The sequence below is a fragment of the Serratia sp. BFP-2025 genome, assembly GCF_050880365.1.
Taxonomy (GTDB): Bacteria; Pseudomonadota; Gammaproteobacteria; order Enterobacterales; family Enterobacteriaceae; genus Serratia; species Serratia surfactantfaciens.
Genome location: NZ_JBPAFV010000001.1, coordinates 3,023,004 through 3,043,529, shown reverse-complemented (window position 1 = coordinate 3,043,529; position 20,526 = coordinate 3,023,004). Strand labels below are relative to the sequence as shown.

The 20,526-nt window shown below is 58.7% G+C and carries 21 protein-coding genes, 1 other RNA gene and 1 other annotated feature; of the genes, 11 read left to right on the top strand and 11 right to left on the bottom strand.

Going from position 1 to position 20,526, the window contains the following annotated elements; genetic code table 11:
* Positions 1-64: 64 nt before the first annotated feature.
* Positions 65-928: an acyl-CoA thioesterase II gene (tesB, locus tag ACRAWE_RS14620; protein ID WP_063918848.1), complete on the bottom strand. Its 864-nt coding sequence runs from the start codon at positions 926-928 to the stop codon at positions 65-67.
* A 231-nt stretch (positions 929-1,159) separates the two neighbouring features.
* Between tesB and ACRAWE_RS14615 the strand changes: the two genes are divergently transcribed.
* Entirely contained in the window at positions 1,160-1,651 is a 492-nt protein-coding gene (locus tag ACRAWE_RS14615) for a YbaY family lipoprotein (protein ID WP_004940318.1), read from the top strand.
* A 64-nt stretch (positions 1,652-1,715) separates the two neighbouring features.
* On the opposite strand, the gene ACRAWE_RS14610 is transcribed toward ACRAWE_RS14615, so the two are convergent.
* Complete coding sequence (locus tag ACRAWE_RS14610; protein WP_033647296.1) at positions 1,716-2,030, bottom strand: MGMT family protein; 315 nt, start codon at positions 2,028-2,030, stop codon at positions 1,716-1,718.
* Positions 2,031-2,186: 156 nt separating this feature from the next.
* Here ACRAWE_RS14610 and ffs point away from each other — a divergent pair.
* An RNA gene (ffs, locus tag ACRAWE_RS14605) (signal recognition particle sRNA small type) lies at positions 2,187-2,283 on the top strand.
* Positions 2,284-2,605: 322 nt separating this feature from the next.
* On the opposite strand, the gene ACRAWE_RS14600 is transcribed toward ffs, so the two are convergent.
* From ACRAWE_RS14600 to ACRAWE_RS14590, 3 genes are all read right to left on the bottom strand, one after another.
* A complete protein-coding gene (locus tag ACRAWE_RS14600) occupies positions 2,606-2,809 on the bottom strand; it encodes an HHA domain-containing protein (RefSeq protein WP_004940313.1) in 204 nt (67 codons plus the stop codon).
* Between the two features lie 50 nt (positions 2,810-2,859).
* Positions 2,860-3,228 carry an Hha toxicity modulator TomB gene (gene tomB, locus ACRAWE_RS14595; RefSeq protein ID WP_004940312.1) on the bottom strand — a complete coding sequence of 123 codons (369 nt, stop codon included), beginning with the start codon at positions 3,226-3,228 and terminating at the stop codon, positions 2,860-2,862.
* 158 nt (positions 3,229-3,386) lie between these two features.
* Positions 3,387-3,740 (bottom strand): hypothetical protein, encoded by a 354-nt coding sequence (locus tag ACRAWE_RS14590; protein ID WP_019454176.1) that lies wholly within the window; start codon positions 3,738-3,740, stop codon positions 3,387-3,389.
* 406 nt (positions 3,741-4,146) lie between these two features.
* On the opposite strand from ACRAWE_RS14590, the gene ACRAWE_RS14585 reads away from it, so the two are divergent.
* From ACRAWE_RS14585 to ACRAWE_RS14575, 3 genes are read left to right on the top strand one after another with little or no spacing between them, the layout of a single operon-like run.
* On the top strand, positions 4,147-4,860 hold the full coding sequence (locus ACRAWE_RS14585; protein ID WP_063918849.1) for a metal ABC transporter ATP-binding protein: 714 nt from the start codon (positions 4,147-4,149) through the stop codon (positions 4,858-4,860).
* The gene (locus ACRAWE_RS14580) at positions 4,857-5,714 is read left to right on the top strand and encodes a metal ABC transporter permease (protein WP_019454174.1); all 858 of its coding nucleotides are present in this window, start codon (positions 4,857-4,859) and stop codon (positions 5,712-5,714) included. Before ACRAWE_RS14585 ends, ACRAWE_RS14580 begins: the two co-directional genes overlap by 4 nt.
* 25 nt (positions 5,715-5,739) lie before the next feature.
* A complete protein-coding gene (locus ACRAWE_RS14575; RefSeq protein ID WP_019454173.1) occupies positions 5,740-6,618 on the top strand; it encodes a metal ABC transporter substrate-binding protein in 879 nt (292 codons plus the stop codon).
* Positions 6,619-6,724: 106 nt separating this feature from the next.
* Here ACRAWE_RS14575 and ykgO read toward each other — a convergent pair whose 3' ends face one another.
* The 4 genes from ykgO to sdeX all read right to left on the bottom strand — a co-directional run bounded on the left by ykgO (position 6,725) and on the right by sdeX (position 11,670).
* Positions 6,725-6,865 carry a type B 50S ribosomal protein L36 gene (ykgO, locus tag ACRAWE_RS14570; RefSeq protein WP_004940304.1) on the bottom strand — a complete coding sequence of 47 codons (141 nt, stop codon included), beginning with the start codon at positions 6,863-6,865 and terminating at the stop codon, positions 6,725-6,727.
* Between the two features lie 12 nt (positions 6,866-6,877).
* On the bottom strand, positions 6,878-7,132 hold the full coding sequence (locus tag ACRAWE_RS14565) for a type B 50S ribosomal protein L31 (protein WP_004940303.1): 255 nt from the start codon (positions 7,130-7,132) through the stop codon (positions 6,878-6,880).
* Between the two features lie 186 nt (positions 7,133-7,318).
* A complete protein-coding gene (gene sdeY, locus ACRAWE_RS14560; protein WP_019454172.1) occupies positions 7,319-10,465 on the bottom strand; it encodes a multidrug efflux RND transporter permease subunit SdeY in 3,147 nt (1,048 codons plus the stop codon).
* A gap of 17 nt (positions 10,466-10,482) precedes the next feature.
* Positions 10,483-11,670, bottom strand: coding sequence for a multidrug efflux RND transporter periplasmic adaptor subunit SdeX (gene sdeX, locus ACRAWE_RS14555; RefSeq protein WP_025160059.1), 1,188 nt, complete (start codon positions 11,668-11,670; stop codon positions 10,483-10,485).
* 142 nt (positions 11,671-11,812) lie between these two features.
* Between sdeX and acrR the strand changes: the two genes are divergently transcribed.
* The 3 genes from acrR to mscK all read left to right on the top strand — a co-directional run bounded on the left by acrR (position 11,813) and on the right by mscK (position 16,364).
* On the top strand, positions 11,813-12,496 hold the full coding sequence (acrR, locus tag ACRAWE_RS14550; protein WP_432525519.1) for a multidrug efflux transporter transcriptional repressor AcrR: 684 nt from the start codon (positions 11,813-11,815) through the stop codon (positions 12,494-12,496).
* Positions 12,497-12,526: 30 nt separating this feature from the next.
* Positions 12,527-12,880 (top strand): DsrE/DsrF/TusD sulfur relay family protein, encoded by a 354-nt coding sequence (locus ACRAWE_RS14545; RefSeq protein WP_004940282.1) that lies wholly within the window; start codon positions 12,527-12,529, stop codon positions 12,878-12,880.
* Between the two features lie 100 nt (positions 12,881-12,980).
* Complete coding sequence (mscK, locus tag ACRAWE_RS14540) at positions 12,981-16,364, top strand: mechanosensitive channel MscK (protein ID WP_019454169.1); 3,384 nt, start codon at positions 12,981-12,983, stop codon at positions 16,362-16,364.
* A gap of 42 nt (positions 16,365-16,406) precedes the next feature.
* Here the strand turns inward: mscK and rsmS are convergent, their stop codons facing one another.
* A complete protein-coding gene (rsmS, locus tag ACRAWE_RS14535) occupies positions 16,407-16,586 on the bottom strand; it encodes a pleiotropic regulatory protein RsmS (protein ID WP_016928837.1) in 180 nt (59 codons plus the stop codon).
* Between the two features lie 106 nt (positions 16,587-16,692).
* Positions 16,693-17,229 carry a primosomal replication protein PriC gene (gene priC / locus ACRAWE_RS14530; RefSeq protein WP_025160057.1) on the bottom strand — a complete coding sequence of 179 codons (537 nt, stop codon included), beginning with the start codon at positions 17,227-17,229 and terminating at the stop codon, positions 16,693-16,695.
* A 134-nt stretch (positions 17,230-17,363) separates the two neighbouring features.
* Between priC and ACRAWE_RS14525 the strand changes: the two genes are divergently transcribed.
* From ACRAWE_RS14525 to dnaX, 3 genes are all read left to right on the top strand, one after another.
* Positions 17,364-17,744, top strand: a complete 381-nt coding sequence (locus ACRAWE_RS14525; RefSeq protein WP_019454167.1) for a DUF454 family protein — start codon at positions 17,364-17,366, stop codon at positions 17,742-17,744.
* A gap of 153 nt (positions 17,745-17,897) precedes the next feature.
* A complete protein-coding gene (gene apt, locus ACRAWE_RS14520; protein WP_019454166.1) occupies positions 17,898-18,449 on the top strand; it encodes an adenine phosphoribosyltransferase in 552 nt (183 codons plus the stop codon).
* A 92-nt stretch (positions 18,450-18,541) separates the two neighbouring features.
* Positions 18,542-20,500 (top strand): DNA polymerase III subunit gamma/tau, encoded by a 1,959-nt coding sequence (gene dnaX / locus ACRAWE_RS14515; protein ID WP_154747592.1) that lies wholly within the window; start codon positions 18,542-18,544, stop codon positions 20,498-20,500.
* Positions 19,833-19,897: a sequence feature (DnaX frameshifting element), on the top strand. Its footprint overlaps the gene before it by 65 nt.
* Positions 20,501-20,526 lie beyond the last annotated feature (26 nt).

The window sequence follows — 20,526 nt, the reverse complement described above, 5'->3', positions numbered from 1 at the left end:
AAATAATGATGAAGCAAAAAGGGGCGATGGAAACATCGCCCCTTTCTTTATGTCATGTCGCGGTTCAAGCGTCGCGCTGGCGAATTACCCCTTCCTGCACGGTAGTGGCGACCAGCACGCCGTCGCGGGTGTAGATCTGGCCGCGCACGAAACCGCGTGCGCCGGAAGCGGAAGAGCTCTCCACCGCATACAGCAGCCAGTCATCCATGCGGAACGGACGGTGGAACCACATCGAGTGATCGATAGTAGCAACCTGCATCCCCGGCTCGAGGAAGCCGACGCCGTGCGGCTGCAGCGCCGTCGGCAGGAAGTTAAAGTCCGACGCGTAGCCCAGCAGATATTGGTGGATGCATTGATCGTCCGGCATGCTGCCGTTGGCGCGGAACCACACGTAGCGATGCGGTTCCTCCACGCTGCCTTTCAACGGGTTGTGGAATTTTACCGGGCGCATTTCAAGCGGCTTCTGGCCGATAAATTTATCGCGCACTTTTTCCGGCAGCATATGCGCCAGCTTCTGGGCGATCTCTGATTCGGACAGCAGCCCTTCCGGCGGCGGCACTTCCGGCATCTGGTTCTGGTGTTCGAAACCTTCTTCCGGGCTCTGGAAGGAGGCGGTCATATAGAAGATGGGTTTGCCGTGCTGAATGGCGCTGACGCGGCGTGCGCTGAAGCTGTTGCCGTCGCGCAGGGTTTCCACGTCGTAGACGATCGGCCTGCTGCTGTCGCCCGGACGCAGGAAGTAGCTGTGGAACGAATGCACGCTGCGCTCATCCGGCACCGTCTGTTTGGCGGCGTAGAGCGCCTGGCCAACCACCTGCCCGCCGAACACCTGGCGCAACCCCAGATCTTCACTCTGGCCGCGGAACAGCCCTTCTTCGATTTTCTCCAGATCCAGCAGATCGAGGAGGTTTTGCAATGCCTGGCTCATAAAATTGTTACCTTTCTAATAATCATTTTGTTCAGTGTGCGGAATATCACGGCGCGGCGTCAACATCCGGCGTTAAAGCGGTGATGAGAATGCTCTTAATAGTGAGCGTTTTCGGCGGGCTAAGTGATTAATAGGTGGGGCAAAGTGGATTTATCAGTGTTTTGTGCTAAGTTTAATGGGTGCGGTGGTTAAAGCCACCAACATGTTGATAATAAAAAAGGAGACCGATCCATGAAACTCTGGCAAATCGTAGGCGGTGCCGCGGCACTGACGATCACGCTGGCAGGATGCGCGCAAAAGAGTGCTGATGTGCCTACACAGACGGCCGGCAACCCGGCGGCTGCGCAAACGCAGATTCAGGGCCCGGCGGTGACAGGTTCGGTTAATATACGTCAGCGCATTGCGCTGCCGCCGGACGCCGTACTGACGGTCACCCTCTCTGATGCCTCGCTGGCGGATGCGCCGTCTAAAGTGATTGCACAGCGCGCGGTACGCACTGAAGGGCAACAGGCGCCGTTCAGCTTTACGCTGCCGTATAACCCGTCCGACATTCAACCGAATGCGCGCATCATTCTGAGCGCGGCGGTGACGGTCAACGGGCGACTGATGTTTATTACCGACACCATCCAGGAAGTGGTCAATCGCAACGGCACCCGTGCCGATCTGTTGCTGGTTCCGGTTCAGGGTGTGCCGATTCAGGCTGCGCCAACCGCCATGCAGTAATCTTACTGCAGTACAGCAAGATGAAATCAACAGCCTTTGCGCTTCGGCCAAAGGCTGTTTTGTTTTACCAGCGCCAGCCGTAGCGATCGAAATCGACCGTGCTGTGCGGGCCGAAAATGATGCCCTCCGCCAGCAAGGCCTGCCGCTGCCGTTGAAAATCCTCTCCCTGCTGCGAGATCTGGCCGTGGCGGTTGATCACCCGGTGCCAGGGCAGGGTGCTGCCTTCCGGCAAACGGCGCAGTACGCCGCCGACCTGACGCGCGGCGCGCGGTGAACCGGCCAGCCGGGCGACTTCGCCGTAGGTGGTGACTTTGCCGAAAGGAATGGCGGCCACGATATGGAATACCCGCTGGCTGAAAGAGGCGTCTTCTGGTTGCATGTTGCTGTTCCTGCGCGAATCAAAATCCAGGCGAAGAGTGTGCCACAATGCAGGTGGGCAAGAAAACAGCGGTTGGCCCCGGTTGGCTTGCTATTTGGTGGGGCATCGCCGATAATGCCCACCGCTTCGGAGTACAGAAGCCGTCAATGGGGGCCCTGTTGGTTCTCCCGCAACACTAACTTGTGAACTCGGTCAGGTCCGGAAGGAAGCAGCCGCAGCAGGTGACGTGTGTGCCGGGATGTAGCTGGCAGGGCCCCCACCCATTTGAGCTTCTGCTCGTTGTCTGTTCCTCGTGAATCGCTTCATTTCTCCATGCCCTTTTCCGCCTGGCAGTGAGCGTGCGTTACTTTCCGCCGTTGCCTCCGGCACTTTCCAGATAATGAATGAGTGGCTATTAGGCGAGAGCATATTGGGGCACAGTGACATAACACGCCCTATTTAAAAGAAAATTGTTTCTATTCATTATTACTGACGAGCGGGAACGTAAATGACATTTTGTTGTCAATAGGAAAAATACGTATTCAGTTTTGACATTGAGGCCGATAAAGGCATCGGCTCAACGCGTTGGGGGCTGATTATCTGACATATTTCCAAACGGAGGTGGGGATTTTGTCATACAGTTTGTTCATGGTGAGCTCTGCCAGACGGTGATCGGCGGCTGAGTAAAACAGCTCCAGTTCATCATCGGAAAGCTCGTACTTATTTTTCTCGATAACACGTTCGAGAGTATCAATCGTGGTGCATTTACGTAAACGCATCAGATAGTCGGTTTTAGTCATGATAGCCTTTTAGTTTAATAACCGTAAAATAGCTCGGGAATAATTATCCCCTAAGTTTTCATTGTCGTACAGATGTCCTCTCCTGAGAACATTCTGAATAATCTCGCCTTGGTTTTTTGCCAACGGCGCAGGTCGGAATCATTGATACCGTAGCTGCTGAACAACGTATAGGTATCGTCGAGATATTCTTCGACTAACTCCGACAGATCGGATTCGTCCATGTATTTAATTTTATAGCTCATCACAAACGAAGCGATATGTTCAATCAACTCATTCAGCTGCAGGTTGACGGAAGATGTCGGATCGTTAACCCAGCCATGGTGACTGTCTCCCAGGGTGGCGATACCTTCATCATACAAATTTTCGCACAAGAATTTGAGCTGAGCAATATCGTGTCGCTTAGGCGAATACTCATCCATATCATCCCCTCCGTAAGTCTTAATTGCGGTGTGATAACACTATGTGAGTAAGCTGATTTACATCATGAACGGAGGCAGCTTAACGGTGGTTAAATAAACTTCCCGTAAAATTAATATAAATCATTTTTTCGCGTTTGGCCTGCAGTTATTACGTAAACTTACAATTCATCCGCAGTTGATGGCCGTGAGTTATCAATGATGTCGAAGATTAAACCCCGCTCTGTCACACTGAACCGGACGCTATCGCTGAGAGTGTCTTCGCTGTTGATATCCAGGCAGGCATTAAAAATTCCCCACTTATAGCGATAACGCATTGAATAATCGCTCTCGCTTTGTCGCACTATATCAAGTATTTCTAATGAATCTTCGGCGTAACGTGCGCTTTCGGAATAAAAATCGAGTCCGCTGGTCAGCGCAGGTACTAACTCCGCAATATTGTCATTAATCACTTTCTTTAATTCTTTAACAGAAAGTGCGTTGACGTCCAGGTTACAGGCAAGGGTAACACGCATTAATCTTGGCCAACAGCAATGTTATCCGCTTATCTTACTCCTTTTCCGCTCTCGTCGGTAAAATTTTCGATTTACTTCGGTTTTTTACCTTAAAACAACATTTGCGCAGAATGGGAATATCCCTGTTTTTGATATGGATGACAGTGGCGGAGGGCGGTGTCTCGTCGGTTGTTACGTTCCGTTGCATTAATGGGCACGGTAGGACTTGAGGCGTCACGGTGATTGTGATGTTATATTATAACTATTAACTTGCCTTGCTGGCCACGACATTGACCCCCACTTCGCAAGATGACGCCGCGCCGTCACTGAATTCACTGTTTACCACTTCCGCTGCTGTGCGTTGTGCGGGTGCCGCTGTTTTATTGGCTCTGTTGTGGCTCGGCATTTTTTGGGCGGTGTCGCTGCCATGATCACATTACGCCAACTGGCGATAGGTTATGGCACTACGCCGCTTTTCCCGCCGCTGAACGGGCAGTTTAGCGCCGGTTCGTTAACCGCGGTGGTGGGCGTCAACGGGGCCGGGAAGTCGACGTTGCTGAAAACCCTCGCCGGTTTGTTGCCGCCGTTGGCGGGCTGCCTGAGTTTTAACGACGCAAAGCCGCCGCGCAGGGCTTATTTACCGCAGCAGGCGGAACTGGATCGGCAATTCCCGATAGCGGTGAGCGATCTGGTGGCGATGGGCTGTTGGTCGCAAAGCGGCATGTTCGGCGGCATGAACAAGCGCGCCGCGAGTCTGGTTAATGAGGCGTTGGCGAACGTCGGCATGAGTGCGCTGGCGCACAGCCCTGTGGGCGAGCTGTCTGGCGGCCAGTTGCAGCGGGTGCTGTTTGCGCGTCTGCTGGTGCAGCAGGCGCCGTTGATCCTGCTGGATGAGCCTTTTACCGGCATCGACAGCGCCACCACGCAGATCCTGCTGCAGGCGATTGCGCAATTGCACCGGCAGGGGAGAACGGTAATCGCCGTTCTGCACGATATGTCGATGGTTGCCGAGCATTTTCCGCAGGTGCTGTTGCTGACCCCGCAGGCGTGCCATTGGGGCGCGGCCGAGCGCGTGCTGGAACAGGTGCCGCGCTATCAGGCCGCCGAACGGCAGCCGGGTCTGCGGGCGGTGGCGCCATGATGCTGTTGCATGGGCTTATCGATCCTTTCCTCTCTTTCGGTTTTATGCGCCGCGCGCTGATGGCGTGCCTGGCGCTGTCGCTCAGCGCAGCCCCGCTGGGGGTGTTTCTGCTGTTGCGCCGCATGAGCCTGGTGGGGGATGCGTTGTCCCACGCGGTGTTGCCTGGCGCGGCGATCGGTTATCTGATTTCCGGCATGTCGCTGGTGGCGATGGGCGTGGGCGGTTTTATCGCCGGGCTGGCGGTGGCGATGCTGTCCGGCCTGGTGAGCCGCCGCACGCCGCTGAAAGAGGACGCCAGTTTCGCCGGGTTCTATTTGGGGTCGCTGGCGCTCGGGGTCACGCTGGTCTCGCTGCGCGGTTCCAGCGTGGATCTGCTGCACGTGCTGTTTGGTTCGATCCTGGCGGTGGATGCGCAGGCGATGCTGATGGTCGGCGCGATCGCCACGGTTTCGCTGCTGGCGTTGGCGGCGCTGTACCGCGCGTTGGTGATCGAATCTTTTGACGTCACCTTTCTGCGCGTCAACGCGCCGCGCCGGTTAGCGTTGATCCACGGCCTGTTTTTGGCGCTGGTGGTGGTCAATCTGGTGGCGGGGTTCCAGATCCTCGGTACCCTGATGTCGGTCGGTCTGATGATGCTGCCCGCCGCCAGCGCGCGCTTCTGGGCGCGCAACCTGCCGCAGACGCTGGCGGCGGCGATGGGCATCGGCGCGCTTTCCAGCCTGATTGGGCTGGTGTGGTCCTATTACGCTTCGCTACCCGCCGGCCCGGCGATCGTGCTCAGCGCCAGCGTCATCTTTTTCGTTTCGATCCTGTTTGGAACGCGCGGCGGCATTTACGCCTTCGCGCGCCGTTGAGAAGTGCCATTTGCAAGGAGAAAGTATGAAACGTTTACCTATATCGCTGGCGGTCGCTGCTCTGCTGGCCAGCCCATGGGCGATGGCGAAGACCGTTGACGCCGTCGCCAGCTTTTCCATTTTAGGGGATATCGTCAAGCAGGTGGGGGGCGATCACGTCAAGGTCAGCACGCTGGTGGGGCCGGATGGCGATCCGCACAGCTTCGAGCCTTCGCCGCAGGACGGCAAAAAGCTGGCGCAGGCCGATGTGGTGTTCGTCAGTGGCCTGGGGCTGGAAGGGTGGATCGATCGTCTGGTCGGGGCATCGGGCTATAAAGGGCAGGTGATCACCGCTTCACAGGGCATCAATACCCGCCAGATGGAGGAGGACGGCAAACCGATCACCGATCCCCATGCCTGGAACAGCATGAAAAACGGCGTGCAGTACGCCACCAATGTGATGAACGCCCTGATTGCCGCCGATCCCGAGGACGCCAACTATTTCCGCCAGCGCGGCGCGGAATACATCCAGCAGTTGCAAAAGCTCGACCTGTGGGCCAAAAACCAGTTCGCCGCAGTGCCGCCGCAGAAACGCAAGGTGCTGACCAGCCATGATGCCTTTGGTTACTTTGGACAAGAGTATGGCGTCACTTTCCTCGCCCCGGTCGGATTTTCCACCGAAGCGGAAGCCAGCGCCAGCGACGTGGCGAGCCTGATTAAGCAGATTAAACAGGAGAAGGTTAACGCTTACTTTATCGAAAACCAGACCGATCCGCGGCTGGTAAAACAGATCGCTGCCGCGACCGGTGCCAAGGCGGGCGGTGAGCTGTACCCGGAAGCGCTCTCCCGCGCCGGCGGCCCGGCGGCCACCTATGAGCAGGCGTTCAAACACAATGTCGACACGCTGCTGAGCAGCATGAAGTAATCACTGCCCCCGCCCGCGGGTGGGGGACAGCTTGCAGGCACCTTCTCGTCATAAAAAAAGCCCCGTTGAGCAGCAACGGGGCTTTGCGACAGATGACACTTTGGAGTTAACGCTTTTTCTTACGTCCCTGTACCGCTTTGAATCGCGGATTGCTTTTACAGATCACATAGATGCGGCCACGACGACGCACGACTTTGCAATCCGGGTGGCGGTTTTTCGCCGAACGCAATGAACTCAATACCTGCATGGGGTTTCCTTGTTACTTATTGCCGATAAAGCGGCCAAAGCGCTGCTGGAAGCGCGCCGTGCTGCCTTCTTTGGAGTAGTCTTTCTGCTTGCCGGTGTAATACGGATGCGAAGCGGAAGAGACGTCGAGGGTGACATACGGCCAGCTTTCACCGTCCAGTTCGATGGTGCGATCGGTTTTGATGGTCGATCCCACTTTGAAGTAGGCGTTGGCGCTGACGTCGTGGAATACCACGGTGCGGTAATCGGGATGGATGCCGGGTTTCATGATGGCTCTCTCGTGTAATGTTATACTATAACAATAATTATGCGCCGACCTGACATCACGATCAAGCGTAAATTGCACTCACGAGTGAATTAATGAGAACGGTTTGCATTAAGCAACTGAAGCAAAAGAAAAAGGCCGCATGCGCGGCCTTTTCGATTATCGGGTGGAGCTCACATCACTGAGCGATCAGTGGTGCTCTACCGGATGGCTGTGTTCCAGATCTTCGCTCTTCTTGCTGAAGCGGCGGCGAACCACCACGAAGAACACCGGTACGAAGAAGATCGCCAAGACGGTAGCGGTGATCATCCCGCCCATTACGCCGGTACCCACCGCGTTCTGTGCGCCGGAGCCCGCACCGCTGCTGATAACCAGCGGCAGAACCCCGAGGATGAAGGCCAGAGACGTCATCAGGATTGGACGCAGACGCATACGCACCGCTTCCAACGTCGCTTCGATCAGGCCTTTGCCTTCTTTCTCCATCAGATCCTTGGCGAATTCCACGATCAGGATGGCGTTCTTCGCCGATAGACCTATGGTGGTCAGCAGCCCCACCTGGAAGTACACGTCGTTGTTCATGCCGCGCATCGTCGCGGCCAACAAGGCACCGATAACCCCCAGCGGCAATACCAACATGACCGAGAACGGCACCGACCAGCTTTCATACAGCGCCGCCAGACACAGGAACACCACCAGAATCGAGATGGCGTACAGCGCCGGCGCCTGGTTGCCCGACAGACGTTCCTGATAGGACATGCCGGTCCAGTCGTAACCGATGCCGCTTGGCAGTTTGGACGCCAGCTGTTCCATCAGGTTCATCGCTTCACCGGTACTCTTGCCCGGTGCGGCCTGGCCGAGAATTTCCATCGACGGCAAGCCGTTATAGCGTTCCAGACGCGGTGAGCCGTATTCCCATTTCGCCGAAGAGAAGGCGGAGAATGGTACCATCTGGCCGCTGGTTCCGCGCACGTACCACTTGTTGATGTCTTCCGGCAGCATGCGGAACGGCGCCTCGGCCTGTACGTACACCTTCTTCACACGACCGCGGTCGATGAAGTCGTTGACGTACGAACCACCCAGCGCGGTGCTCAGCGTGCTGTTGATGGTGGTGATGCTGACGCCCAGCGCCTTGGCTTTCTCCTGATCGACGATCAGTTTGAACTGCGGCGTATCTTCCAGGCCGTTCGGGCGCACACCCACCAGCACGTCCGGATGCTGAGCAACCATGCCCAACAGCTGGTTACGCGCTTCGGTCAGTTTTTCGTGCCCCAGGCCGCCCTGGTCGATCAGTTCGAAGTCGAAGCCGGTTGCGGTACCGAGTTCGATGATCGCCGGCAGGTTGAACGGGAACACCAGGCCTTCTTTAATCTGCGAGAACGCACCCATTGCGCGACCCGCGATCGCTTCGACCTTGTTTCCGGCCCCTGGGCGCTCGCCCCAGTCTTTCAGGCTGACGAACGCCAGACCGTTGTTCTGGCCGTTACCGTTGAAGCCGAAGCCCGCGACGGTAAACACCGAGACCACGTTGTCCTTTTCCTTGTTCAGGAAGTAGTCGGAGACTTCTTCCAGCACTTTGTTGGTGCGGGATTCGGTGGCGCCGGCAGGCAGCTGCACCATGGTCAACAGGATGCCCTGGTCTTCATCCGGCAGGAACGAGGAAGGCAGGCGCAGGAACAGCAGGCCCATGCCAACCACGATCAGCAGGTAGATGATCAGGTAGCGACCGGTGCTGCGCAGGATGTTGCCCACGCTGTCGGTGTAGTGATGCGTGCTCTTCTCGAACATGCGGTTAAACCAGCCGAAGAAGCCTGTTTTAACCCCGTGATCGCCTTTCGGGATCGGTTTGAGCATGGTGGCGCACAGCGCCGGCGTCAGGATCAAGGCCACTAGCACTGACAGCGCCATCGCGGACACGATGGTGATCGAGAACTGGCGATAGATGGCGCCGGTTGAACCGCCGAAGAACGCCATCGGCACGAATACCGCCGACAGCACCATGGCGATACCCACCAACGCGCCCTGGATCTGGCCCATCGATTTACGGGTGGCTTCTTTCGGCGGCAGCCCCTCTTCGGACATCACGCGCTCGACGTTTTCCACCACCACGATGGCGTCATCCACCAGCAGGCCGATCGCCAACACCATACCGAACATCGTCAGGGTGTTTATCGAGAAGCCGAACGCCGCGAGTATCGCAAAGGTCCCCAGCAGTACTACCGGCACCGCGATGGTTGGGATCAACGTCGCGCGGAAGTTCTGCAGGAACAGATACATCACCAGGAACACCAGGATGATGGCTTCGATCAGCGTTTTCACCACTTCGTTGATGGAGATTTTAACGAACGGGGTGGTGTCGTACGGATAAACCACTTTCATCCCTTGCGGGAAGAATGGTGCCATCTTGGCCAGCTCGTCTTTCACACCTTTGGCGGTGTTCAAGGCGTTGGCACCGGTAGCCAGTTTGATACCCAGACCGGCGGCAGGCTTGCCGTTATAGCGAGCGGTAACGGCGTAGCTTTCCGCGCCGCGCTCGATGTGAGCGACGTCGCGCAGGCGCACCTGGGAACCGTCGGTATTGACCTTCAGCAGGATCTTGCCGAACTCTTCCGGCGAAGTCAGACGGGTCTGCGCGATGATCGAGGCGTTCAACTGCTGCCCCGGCACCGGCGGCAGGCCGCCCAGCTGCCCTGCGGCGATCTGGTTGTTCTGCTCGGTGATGGCGGAAGTCACGTCCGTGGTCGTCAGCTGGTAGTTGTTCAGCTTGTTCGGGTCCAGCCAGATACGCATCGCGTACTGGGCACCGAACAGCTGCACTTCACCCACGCCGGACGAACGGCTGATCGGGTCCTTGATGTTGGACGCCACGTAGTCCGCAATATCGTCCTGAGTCATGTTCGGATCGTCGGAAACGAAGCCGGCCACCATCAGGAAGCTGCTGCTGGATTTTTCTACTTTCAGGCCCTGCTGCTGAACTTCTTGCGGCAGCAGCGGGGTGGCCAACGACAGTTTGTTCTGGACCTGAACCTGCGCGATGTCAGGATCGGTGCCGGATTCAAACGTCAGGGTAATGGTGACGCTACCAGAGGAATCACTGGTGGAGGACATGTACATCAGGTTATCGATACCGTTCATGTTCTGTTCGATAATCTGCGTGACGGTATCCTGCACCGTTTTGGCATCTGCGCCCGGGTAGTTGGCGGAAATGCTCACCGCCGGCGGTGCAATAGTGGGATACTGCGCAATTGGCAGTTTCATTATTGCAAGCACCCCCGCCAACATGACGATGATGGCGATAACCCAGGCGAAAATTGGGCGATCTATAAAGAACTTAGCCATGTATTACCGGCTCCTTTTTATGACTTCTGCGCTTCAGACTGCGGCTGTTTTTGCGCCTGAGTGTCAACTTCCTGCACTTTTACCTGCGCGCCCGGATGCACTTTCATCAGGCCGGTGACGATCACGCGATCGCCGGCTTTCAGGCCATCGGTAACCAGCCATTTGTCGCCAATCGCCTGGTCCGCCTTCAGCGTGCGCAGTTCAACTTTGTCGTCTGCCCCTACCACCAGCGCCGTCGCGTCGCCGCGCGGGTTGCGGGTTACGCCTTGCTGAGGTACCAGCAGCGCATCGCTGCGCACGCCTTCGTCCAGACGAGCGCGCACGAACATGCCCGGCAGCAGCGTATCGTTCGGGTTAGGGAACAGAGCGCGAATGGTGATGGAACCGGTGGTCTCATCGACGGTGACGTCAGAGAACTCCAGCGTGCCTTCCTGCGCGTATTCGGCGCCGTTTTCCAGCATCAGTTTCACTTTAGCCTTGCCGTTTTCCTGTTTCAGCGCGCCGCTGGCCAATTCTTGCTTCAGGCGCAGGAAGTCGGTGCTCGACTGGGTGACGTCGACATACATCGGATCCAGCTGCTGCACGGTGGACAGGGCGGTCGCCTGGCCGTTGCTGACCAGCGCGCCTTCGGTCACGGCGGATTTGCCGATGCGGCCGGAGATCGGAGAGGTCACCTTGGTGTACGCCAGGTTGATGCGCGCGGTTTCCACGGCGGCCTTGGCGGCCACGACGGCGGCATCCGCCTGCTGCAGCGTGGAGACGGCGTTGTCGTAGTCCTGCTTACTGATATAGCTGGTACCCAGCAATGGTTTGTAGCGGTTTACCGTCACGCGCGCGATCGAAGCGCTGGCCTGCGCTTTGGCCAAATCGCCTTTCGCGCTGTCGTAGCTGGCCTGATAGGTGGCGGGATCGATTTGGTACAGGGACGTCCCGGCCTTGATATCGCTGCCTTCAACGAAGTTGCGCTTCAGGATGATGCCGCTGACCTGAGGGCGAACTTCGGCGATACGATACGCAGCGGTGCGGCCAGGAAGATCGGTAGTGATGTTGAGAGGCTCGGCTTTCAAGGTCACTACGCCCACTTCAGGTGCCTGTTGATGAGCGCCTTGCTGTTGGGTTTCTTTATCGTTACATCCTGTTAGCACTAAGCTGCCTGAAAGCATCAGAACGGCCGCCAGAGGCGTTAACCCTCTGTTTTTGTTCATAGAAAAACCTCAAGTGTCCGATTTCAAAATGATCAATGGATCACAAGCTTTAAAACCCATTGCTGCGTTAATTATATGTGCGTGCTATGGTACATACATTCGCGAATGTATGTAAATCACACTCCCCCTAAATAACAATGCCATGGCACGAAAAACCAAACAGCAGGCACAAGAAACCCGACAGCAAATACTTGATGCTGCGGTGAGAGAGTTCTCTGAACGTGGCGTTGCTGCAACGTCACTGACAGATATTGCCACCGCTGCTGGGGTTACGCGTGGAGCTATTTACTGGCACTTCAAGAATAAGGTAGACCTGTTTAATGAAGTTTGGGAATCTACCGAGCCGAAAATTGACCAGCTCGAGACAGAGTATCAGGCAAAGTTTCCCGATAATCCACTGCGGGTTATCCGAGAAATTCTGATTTACATTCTGACGTCTACGGTGGAAGACTGCCGCAGGCGGGCGTTGATGGAAATTATATTCCACAAATGCGAGTTTGTCGGTGAAATGATGCCGCTGCTGGATTCGCGCAAAGTGCTGTATCTCGCCGGTTATGAACGCATCGAGGCCGTGCTGTATAACTGCATACATCACGGGCAATTGCCCAGCGATCTGCACACTCGCCGGGCGGCGATCATCCTGCGCGGTTATATCACCGGCCTGATGGAAAACTGGCTGTTTATGCCGGAAAGTTTTGATCTGCGGGCCGAGGCCGAAGCGTTGGTGGACGCGTTCCTGGACATGCTGCAGTTTTGCCCCACCCTGCGCCTCAAACCCGATGCGCCGACGCTAACAACGCCAGACGCCGGCCGCCTTCCTTTATAATAAGTCTTGATAAATATAAGGAGAGACTTCATGTCATCAGTCGTTCTTATCGCCAACGGCGCCGCCTATGGCCATGAATCCTTGTTCAATGCGCTGCGGTTGGCTATCGCGATGAAAGAGCAGCAGAGCAGCCTCGACCTGCGGCTGTTTCTGATGTCCGATGCGGTGGTGGCCGGGCTGGCCGGGCAGCAGCCGCACGAAGGATACCATCTGCAGCAGATGTTGGAGATCCTCACCGCGCAGCAGGTGCCGGTCAAGCTGTGCAAGACCTGCGCCGACGCGCGCGGCGTCAGCCGCCTGCCGCTGGCGGACGGCGTGGCGATCGGCACGCTGGTCGAGCTGGCGCAGTGGACGCTGGCGGCGGAGAAAGTGCTGACTTTCTGATTTCGCGACAACGGGACATCACCGGCAACGTTTTTGTTGTTCGTTGCCCGCCGGCGATCGTGATAATCTTCAGGCATCTTTACCGATCCGAAGCTAAATCATGCATCGCTGGTTGACTCTGCCTTCTCTGGCGCCGCTCTCGTTTGTCGGCGCATGCCGGCGGCGCATCGCCGCCGCGACACTCCTTTTCCTGATTTGCGCGTTCATCTTTCCGGCGCAGGCGGCGCTGAACGGCGATCTGCCGCAGCGTAGCGAAGTGCAAAGCCAGTTGGAAGCGCTGAACAAACAGAAAGCTCTGACGCCGGTCGAAAAGCTCTCCCAACAGGATTTGACCCGTACGCTGGAGCTGCTGGACGCCATCGAGCGCAACCGGCAGGACGCTGCGCAGCTCAAACAGCAGGTGCAGCAGGCGCCGGCGAAGCTTAATCAGGTCACCGCCGAGCTGGATGCGCTGAAACGGCCTGAAGACAGCGCTGCGGCGCGCGCCGCCCTATTGCCGCTGTCGCTGCGCCAGTTGGAAAGCCGGCTGTATCAAACGCTTGATGAACTGCAAAGCGCGCAGGAGAGCCTCTCCACTTACAACAGCCAACTGGTGTCGCTGCAAACTCAGCCTGAACGGGTGCAGAGCACCATGTATGCCGCTTCGCAGCGTCTGCAGGAGATCCGCAGCCAACTCAGCGGCCAGACGCCGGGGCAAGATTCGCTGCGCAACAGCCAACAGGTCATGCTGGCCACCGAACAGGCGCTGCTCAACGCGCAGCTGGAGCTGCAGCGCAAAAGCCTGGAAGCCAATACCACTTTGCAGGATCTGCTGCAAAAGCAGCGCGACTACACGACGGCGCATATCGACGCGCTGGATCGCTCGGTGCAGCTGCTGCAGGAGATCGTCAACAGCAAGCGGTTGACGCTGTCTGAAAAGACCGCCAAAGAGGCGCAGAACCCGGAAGACGCCACCGATATCCAGCACGATCAGCTGGTCAGCAAGCAGCTGGACGTCAACCGTCAACTGAGCCAGCGGCTGATCGCCGCTACCGAAGAGAGCAACACGCTATTCCAGCAGAACATTCGGGTCAAAAACTGGCTCGATCGCGGGCTGCAGGCGGAGCGCAACCTGAAAGAGCAGATCCAGGTGCTGAAGGGCAGCTTGGTGTTGTCGCGCATTTTGTATCAGCAGCAGCAAAGTTTGCCGCAGGGCACGCTGTTGGCGGACATGGACACGCGCATCGCCGATCTGCGGCTGGAACAGTTCGACATTAATCAGCAGCGCGACGATCTGTTCAAGGGCGAGGATTACATCAACCAACTGGTGACCGAGAGCAAGGAAAAGGCCGGCCCGGAGGTGATCGACGCGCTGAACGAAATTATCGATATGCGCCGCGAGCTGCTGGATCAGCTGAATAAGCAGCTCAGCAACCAGCTGTCGCTGTCGATCAATCTGCAGATCAACCAGCAGCAGCTGACCAGCGTCTACGGTTCGTTGCAGGATACGCTGACCCAGCAGATTTTCTGGGTCAACAGCAACAAACCGGTCGATCTGGCGTGGCTCAAGGCGATGCCCGAGGCGGTGCGCGATCAGCTCGCCGGGCTCGATATCAAATTTGACGGCGGCAAGCTGGTGCAGGGCGGGTTGAATGCGCTGGTGTTCCTGATCCCGCTGCTGTTGGCGATCGGCGTGTTGCGCTGGCGCTACCGGCTGATCGACAACCATTTGCAAAAGCTGGCCAACGACGTGGGGCAACTGAAGCGCGACAGCCAACTGCACACGCCGAAGGCCATCGCGCTGACCTTGTTGAAGGTACTGCCAGGCGCCGCGCTGCTGCTCGGCATCGGTTTCTGGATGTATCGCGCCGATTTCGGCATCAGCGACTTTATCTGGGCGCTGTCGCAGCAGCTGGCGCTGTCGTGGCTGGTGTTCGGCTTCAGCTATCGGATGCTGAAACCGGGCGGTATCGCCGAGCGGCATTTCAACTTCGGGGCCAATCTGTGCGCGCATTACCGCCGTCAGACGCTGCGTCTGGGGCTGGCGCTGCAGCCGTTGATCTTCTGGTCGGTATTGGGCGAGAAGGCGCCGCTGCGCCTGGTGGAAGACGTCATCGGCCAGATCGTGGTGATGCTGACGCTGGCGCTGCTCGCGGTGCTGGTGTTCCCGCTGTGTCGCGACAGCTGGCGCGAAAAGGGCTCGCACGCCGTGCGGCTGGTGGTGGTTACCGCCATCGCCGCCACGCCGCTGATCCTGCTGGGGCTGATGTTCGCCGGTTACTTCTATACCACGCTGCGATTGGCCAGCCGTTGGATAGACAGCCTGTATCTGTTCTTCCTGTGGAATATCGTGTATCTGACCGCGCTGCGCGGCCTGAGCGTGGCGGCGCGGCGCCTGGCCTACCGGCGCGCGTTGGCGCGGCGGCAAAACGTGGCGAAAGAGGGGGCTGAAGGTGGCGAACCGGTGGTGGAAGAGCCGCCGCTGGCGCTCGATCAGATCAACCAGCAATCGCTGCGCCTGACCACCCTGGTGCTGTTCGCCATCTTCGCCAGCGCCTTCTACGCCATTTGGTCGGATTTGGTGACGGTTATCGCTTACCTGGACAGCATCACGCTGTGGCATTACACCAGCACCGTGGCGGGCAGCAGCGTGGCGCAGGCGGTGACGCTGGGCAATATGATGGTGGCGATCGCCGCGGTGATCGTCGCTTATGTTCTCACCCGCAACCTGCCCGGTCTGCTGGAAGTGGTGGTGCTGTCGCGGCTGCAGCTGCGGCAGGGGACTTCCTACGCCATCACCACCGTGCTCACCTACCTGATTACCGCCGTGGGGGCGGTGGTCGCTCTGGGATCGCTCGGCGTAGCCTGGGACAAACTGCAGTGGCTGGCCGCCGGTTTGACGGTCGGGTTAGGCTTCGGGTTGCAGGAGATCTTCGCCAACTTCGTCTCCGGTCTGATCATTCTGTTCGAACGCCCGATCCGTATCGGCGATACCATCACTATCGGCACTTTCTCCGGTTCGGTCAGCCGGATCCGCATTCGCGCCACCACCATTACCGACTTCGATCGCAAAGAGGTGATCATCCCGAACAAGGCGTTCGTCACCGAGCGGCTGATCAACTGGTCGCTGTCCGACACCATCACTCGCGTGCTGATCAAGGTGGGGGTGGCTTACGGCTCCGATCTCGATAAGGTGAAAAAGGTGTTGCTGCAGGCGGCGCACGACAATCCGCGGGTGATGACCGATCCCGAACCGCAGGTGTTCTTCCTCAACTTCGGTGCCAGCACGCTGGATCACGAACTGCGGCTGTATGTGCGCGAACTGCGCGATCGCAGCTATACCGTGGACGAATTGAACCGCTCAATCGATCGCCTGTGCCGGGAAAACGGCATCGATATTGCCTTCAATCAGCTGGAGGTGTATCTGCATAACCAGCAGGGCAATGAAGTGCAGGAAGTGAAGAGAACGCTGTCGCCGGATGAAGGCGGCCAGACGGCGGGCTGATGAAGAAAGAAGAGGCGAAAGGGACAGCGGCGCTGTCCCTTATTACTGTCCGGCGGGCAGATAGGGGGAGGTGACGCCGGCGCGCTGCAGCTTTTCCTGATAATCCCGTTTGACGATATCCAGCGCCGCCAGTGCGGTAGCCGGATCGATTTCGTTGCATTCCAACAGGTAGATCAAGTCTACCGCCAGCTGCAGTTCGGGTGAGGCGTTTTCCAGAGACATGGCACCTGCGCTTATTGATTAATGAGATGAAAAATTCACGTATCGGCAAAGTATAGTGAACCCGGCGCGCAACCGGGAATAATCATTAAAATATTGTGATAAATCTTCAAAAACCGTTTTCTTTGCGTTCGATATTGCGCTCGATGCGCGCCAGCGCCTGACGACAGCGCATCAGCCGCCCCTCCAGCGCCGCCAGCTCGTGCTGCAGCTTTTGCTGCGCCGCCAGCGTGGTCTGGCGCCCCAGCAGGCTTTCCCGATCCTGAATCATGGCGATCAGCCGGCGTTCGTAGTCCTGATGCTCGGCCAGCTTGTGGTACAGATCGGCCTCGGGGGCTTCTTTCGGCTGGTTCTTGCGCCGCAGCGCCTGGGTCGCCAGTTCGCGCTGCAGGGCGGCGATCTGGGCTACCAGCTTTTCGGCCAGAAAGGCCACCTGACTGGCGCGGCTGTCGTTGGCTGCGTGTTGCAACTGGGCGAAGTTTTTCTCCACCTCGGCCAGATAGTCGCGCAGCCGCGTGCCGCGGTTGGCGAACAGGGCGGCGTCGAAGCGCGCCTGCGGGATCGGAACATCGCCGCGCGGGGTGACCTCGGCCGCCAGCGCCGCGATCTGCTGTGCCAACACCTGTAATAGACGCTGAGTGCTCACATAAGCTCCCTCTTGATTTCAACAGGCGTAAGCTTGCCCGCGATCCTGCCGTGAAACAAGCGCCGCACGCATATTCCGCCGGCGCGGCGCCGATGCTACAGTAGGCGGCAACCGATTGAGGAGCGAAGAGCCGCATGACGCGTGGGTTATTGATCATTTTAGGCTGGCTGGCGGTGGTGCTGGCGACGTTGGGCGTGGTGCTGCCGCTGCTGCCGACCACGCCGTTCCTGCTGTTGGCCGCTTGGTGCTTCGCCCGCTCTTCGCCGCGCTTTCATCACTGGCTGCTGCACCGCTCCTGGTTCGGTCCTTACCTGCGCCACTGGCAGCAGCATCGCGCGCTGCCGCCGGGGGCGAAGTGGAAGGCGGTGCTGGTGATCGTGCTCACCTTCGCCTGTTCGCTGTGGCTGGTGAAAATCTGGTGGGTGCGCGGGCTGTTGCTGCTGATGCTGGCTATTTTGCTGACCTTTATGCTGCGCCTGCCGGTTATTGACCTGTCGCAACAAAAACAGCGCTGATTGTGCGCCGCCGGTTGCATTTGTCCGCCAGTTTGCATAGATTTGGGCGTTTTCGTGCGCGGATCGCCTACCATTTCTTCTCCGGTGTGTTTCTCCCGGAGGCGGTGGGTGAGCGGCGCACCGGTTTTCAGGCAGTTTTATCAGGCAACAATTATGACCGCTACTGCGCAGCAGCTTCAGTTTATTAAAGACAGTATCAAAACCATCCCGGATTATCCGAAGCCGGGCATCCTGTTCCGCGACGTGACCAGCCTGCTGGAAAACCCGTTGGCCTACGCCGCCAGCATCGAGCTGCTGGTTGAGCGCTATCGCGAAGCGGGCGTGACCAAGGTGGTGGGTACCGAAGCGCGTGGTTTCCTGTTCGGCGCGCCCGTCGCGCTGGCATTGGGCGTCGGTTTCGTGCCGGTGCGCAAACCGGGCAAACTGCCGCGCGCCACGCTCAGCGAAAGCTATGAGCTGGAGTACGGCACCGACAAGCTGGAGATCCATACCGACGCCATCACCGCGGGTGACAAAGTGCTGGTGGTGGACGATCTGCTGGCGACCGGCGGCACCATCGAAGCGACCACCAAACTGATCCGCCGCCTGGGCGGTGAAGTAAAAGACGCCGCGTTCATCATCAACCTGCCGGATCTGGGCGGGGAAGCGCGTCTGAACAAGCTGGGCATCGATTGCTACTGCCTGGTGGATTTCGCCGGTCATTGATGCGGCATCGCCCCTCGGGCACAACGGCCTCGCGGATCGCCGCGGGGCTGTGTTAGCATGACCCTCCAGATTACTCGACTTCTCCGGTATTAATGAGCTATCAGGTTCTCGCCCGTAAGTGGCGCCCTCAAACGTTCGCAGACGTGGTCGGCCAGGAACATGTCCTGACCGCGCTGGCCAACGGCCTCTCGCTGGGGCGGATCCATCACGCCTATCTGTTCTCGGGCACGCGCGGCGTGGGGAAAACCACCATCGCGCGCTTGCTGGCCAAAGGCCTGAACTGTGAAACCGGCATCACCGCCACGCCGTGCGGCCAATGCGACAACTGCCGCGAGATCGAGCAGGGCCGCTTCGTCGATCTGATCGAGATCGACGCCGCTTCACGAACCAAGGTGGAAGATACCCGCGATCTGCTGGACAACGTCCAGTACGCGCCGGCGCGCGGCCGCTTCAAGGTCTATCTGATCGATGAAGTGCACATGCTCTCGCGCCACAGCTTCAACGCCTTGCTGAAGACGCTGGAGGAGCCGCCAGCACACGTCAAATTCCTGTTGGCCACCACCGATCCGCAAAAATTGCCGGTGACCATTCTTTCCCGCTGCCTGCAGTTTCACCTCAAAGCGCTGGACGTCGATCAGATCCGTCAGCAGCTGGAAACGGTGCTGACGGCGGAACAGATCACCAGCGACGCCCGCGCGCTGCAGCTGCTGGCGCGCGCCGCCGACGGCAGCATGCGCGATGCGTTGAGCCTGACCGATCAGGCGATCGCCATGGGGCAGGGGCAGGTGACCGCCGCCACCGTCAGCCAGATGCTCGGCACGCTTGATGACGAGCAGCCGCTGGCGATCCTCGAAGCGCTGGTCAGCGCCGACGGCGAAAAGGTGATGGCGCAGGTCGCGCAGGCCGCTTCGCGCGGCGTGGACTGGGAAAATCTGCTGGTGGAGACGCTGGCGCTATTGCACCGCATTGCGATGGTGCAGCTACTGCCTTCGATGCTCGACAACCACTACGCCGCCGTGGAACAACGGCTGCGTGAGCTGGCGCGCACCCTGCCGCCGGCCGATGTGCAGCTCTATTACCAGACGCTGTTGGTGGGCCGCAAAGAGCTGGCCTATGCGCCGGATCGCCGCATGGGGGTTGAGATGACCCTGCTGCGCGCGCTGGCGTTTCATCCGAAAGCGGTGATCCCGGAGCCGGTGGCGTTGGTGCAGACCGCGCCGGCGCCGATGGCGCAGCCGCAGGCCGCCGCATCGCAACAGCCGCCGCAGTTTCAGGACGCACCGCCGCCGCTAGGGCAGCCGGCCGCGCCACAGCGACAATCATCGACTCCGTTACCGGATGCCACCGCCCAGCTGTTGAAAGCGCGGTCCCAGCTGCAACGGCAGCAGGGAGCATCCACACCAAAAAAGAATGAGCCGGCGGCGCCAGGAATAGCGCGGCCGGCAAACTCGGCGCTGGGGCGTTTGGCTTCCGTGACCGAGCGTAGCCAGCAGCGCCTGGCGGAGAAGAAGGTGCCGGAAAAACCGGCGAAGCCGGAAGCCTATCGCTGGCGCGCGCAGACCGAGCCGGAAGCGGCGCCGGAACCGCTGGCGACGCCGAAAGCGCTGCGCACGGCGTTGGAACACGAGAAAACGCCGGAGCTGGCCGCCAAGCTGGTGGTGGAGTCGCTGGAGCGCGATGCCTGGGCGGCGGAAATCGATAAGTTGAAGATCCCGAAACTGGTGCAGCAGCTGGCGTTAAACGCCTTCAAGCAGCAGCCGGAGCCGGGCAAAATTAGCCTCCATCTGCGGTCTTCGCAGCGCCATCTGAATTCGCCTTCGGCGCAGAAGACGCTGGCCGACGCGCTCGGGGAGCTGTATGGCAACCCGGTTGAGCTGACCGTGGTGGAGGACGATAATCCGGCGGAGCGCACCCCGCTGGAATGGCGACAAGCCATCTATGAAGAAAAACTGGCGCAGGCGCGCCAGTCCATCGATGCGGATACCAACATTCAGACGTTGCGCCGGTTCTTCGACGCGGACCTGGATGAAGAGAGTATTCGCCCCCTTTAAACGCTGCGCAACGTGCGCGGCCCTAG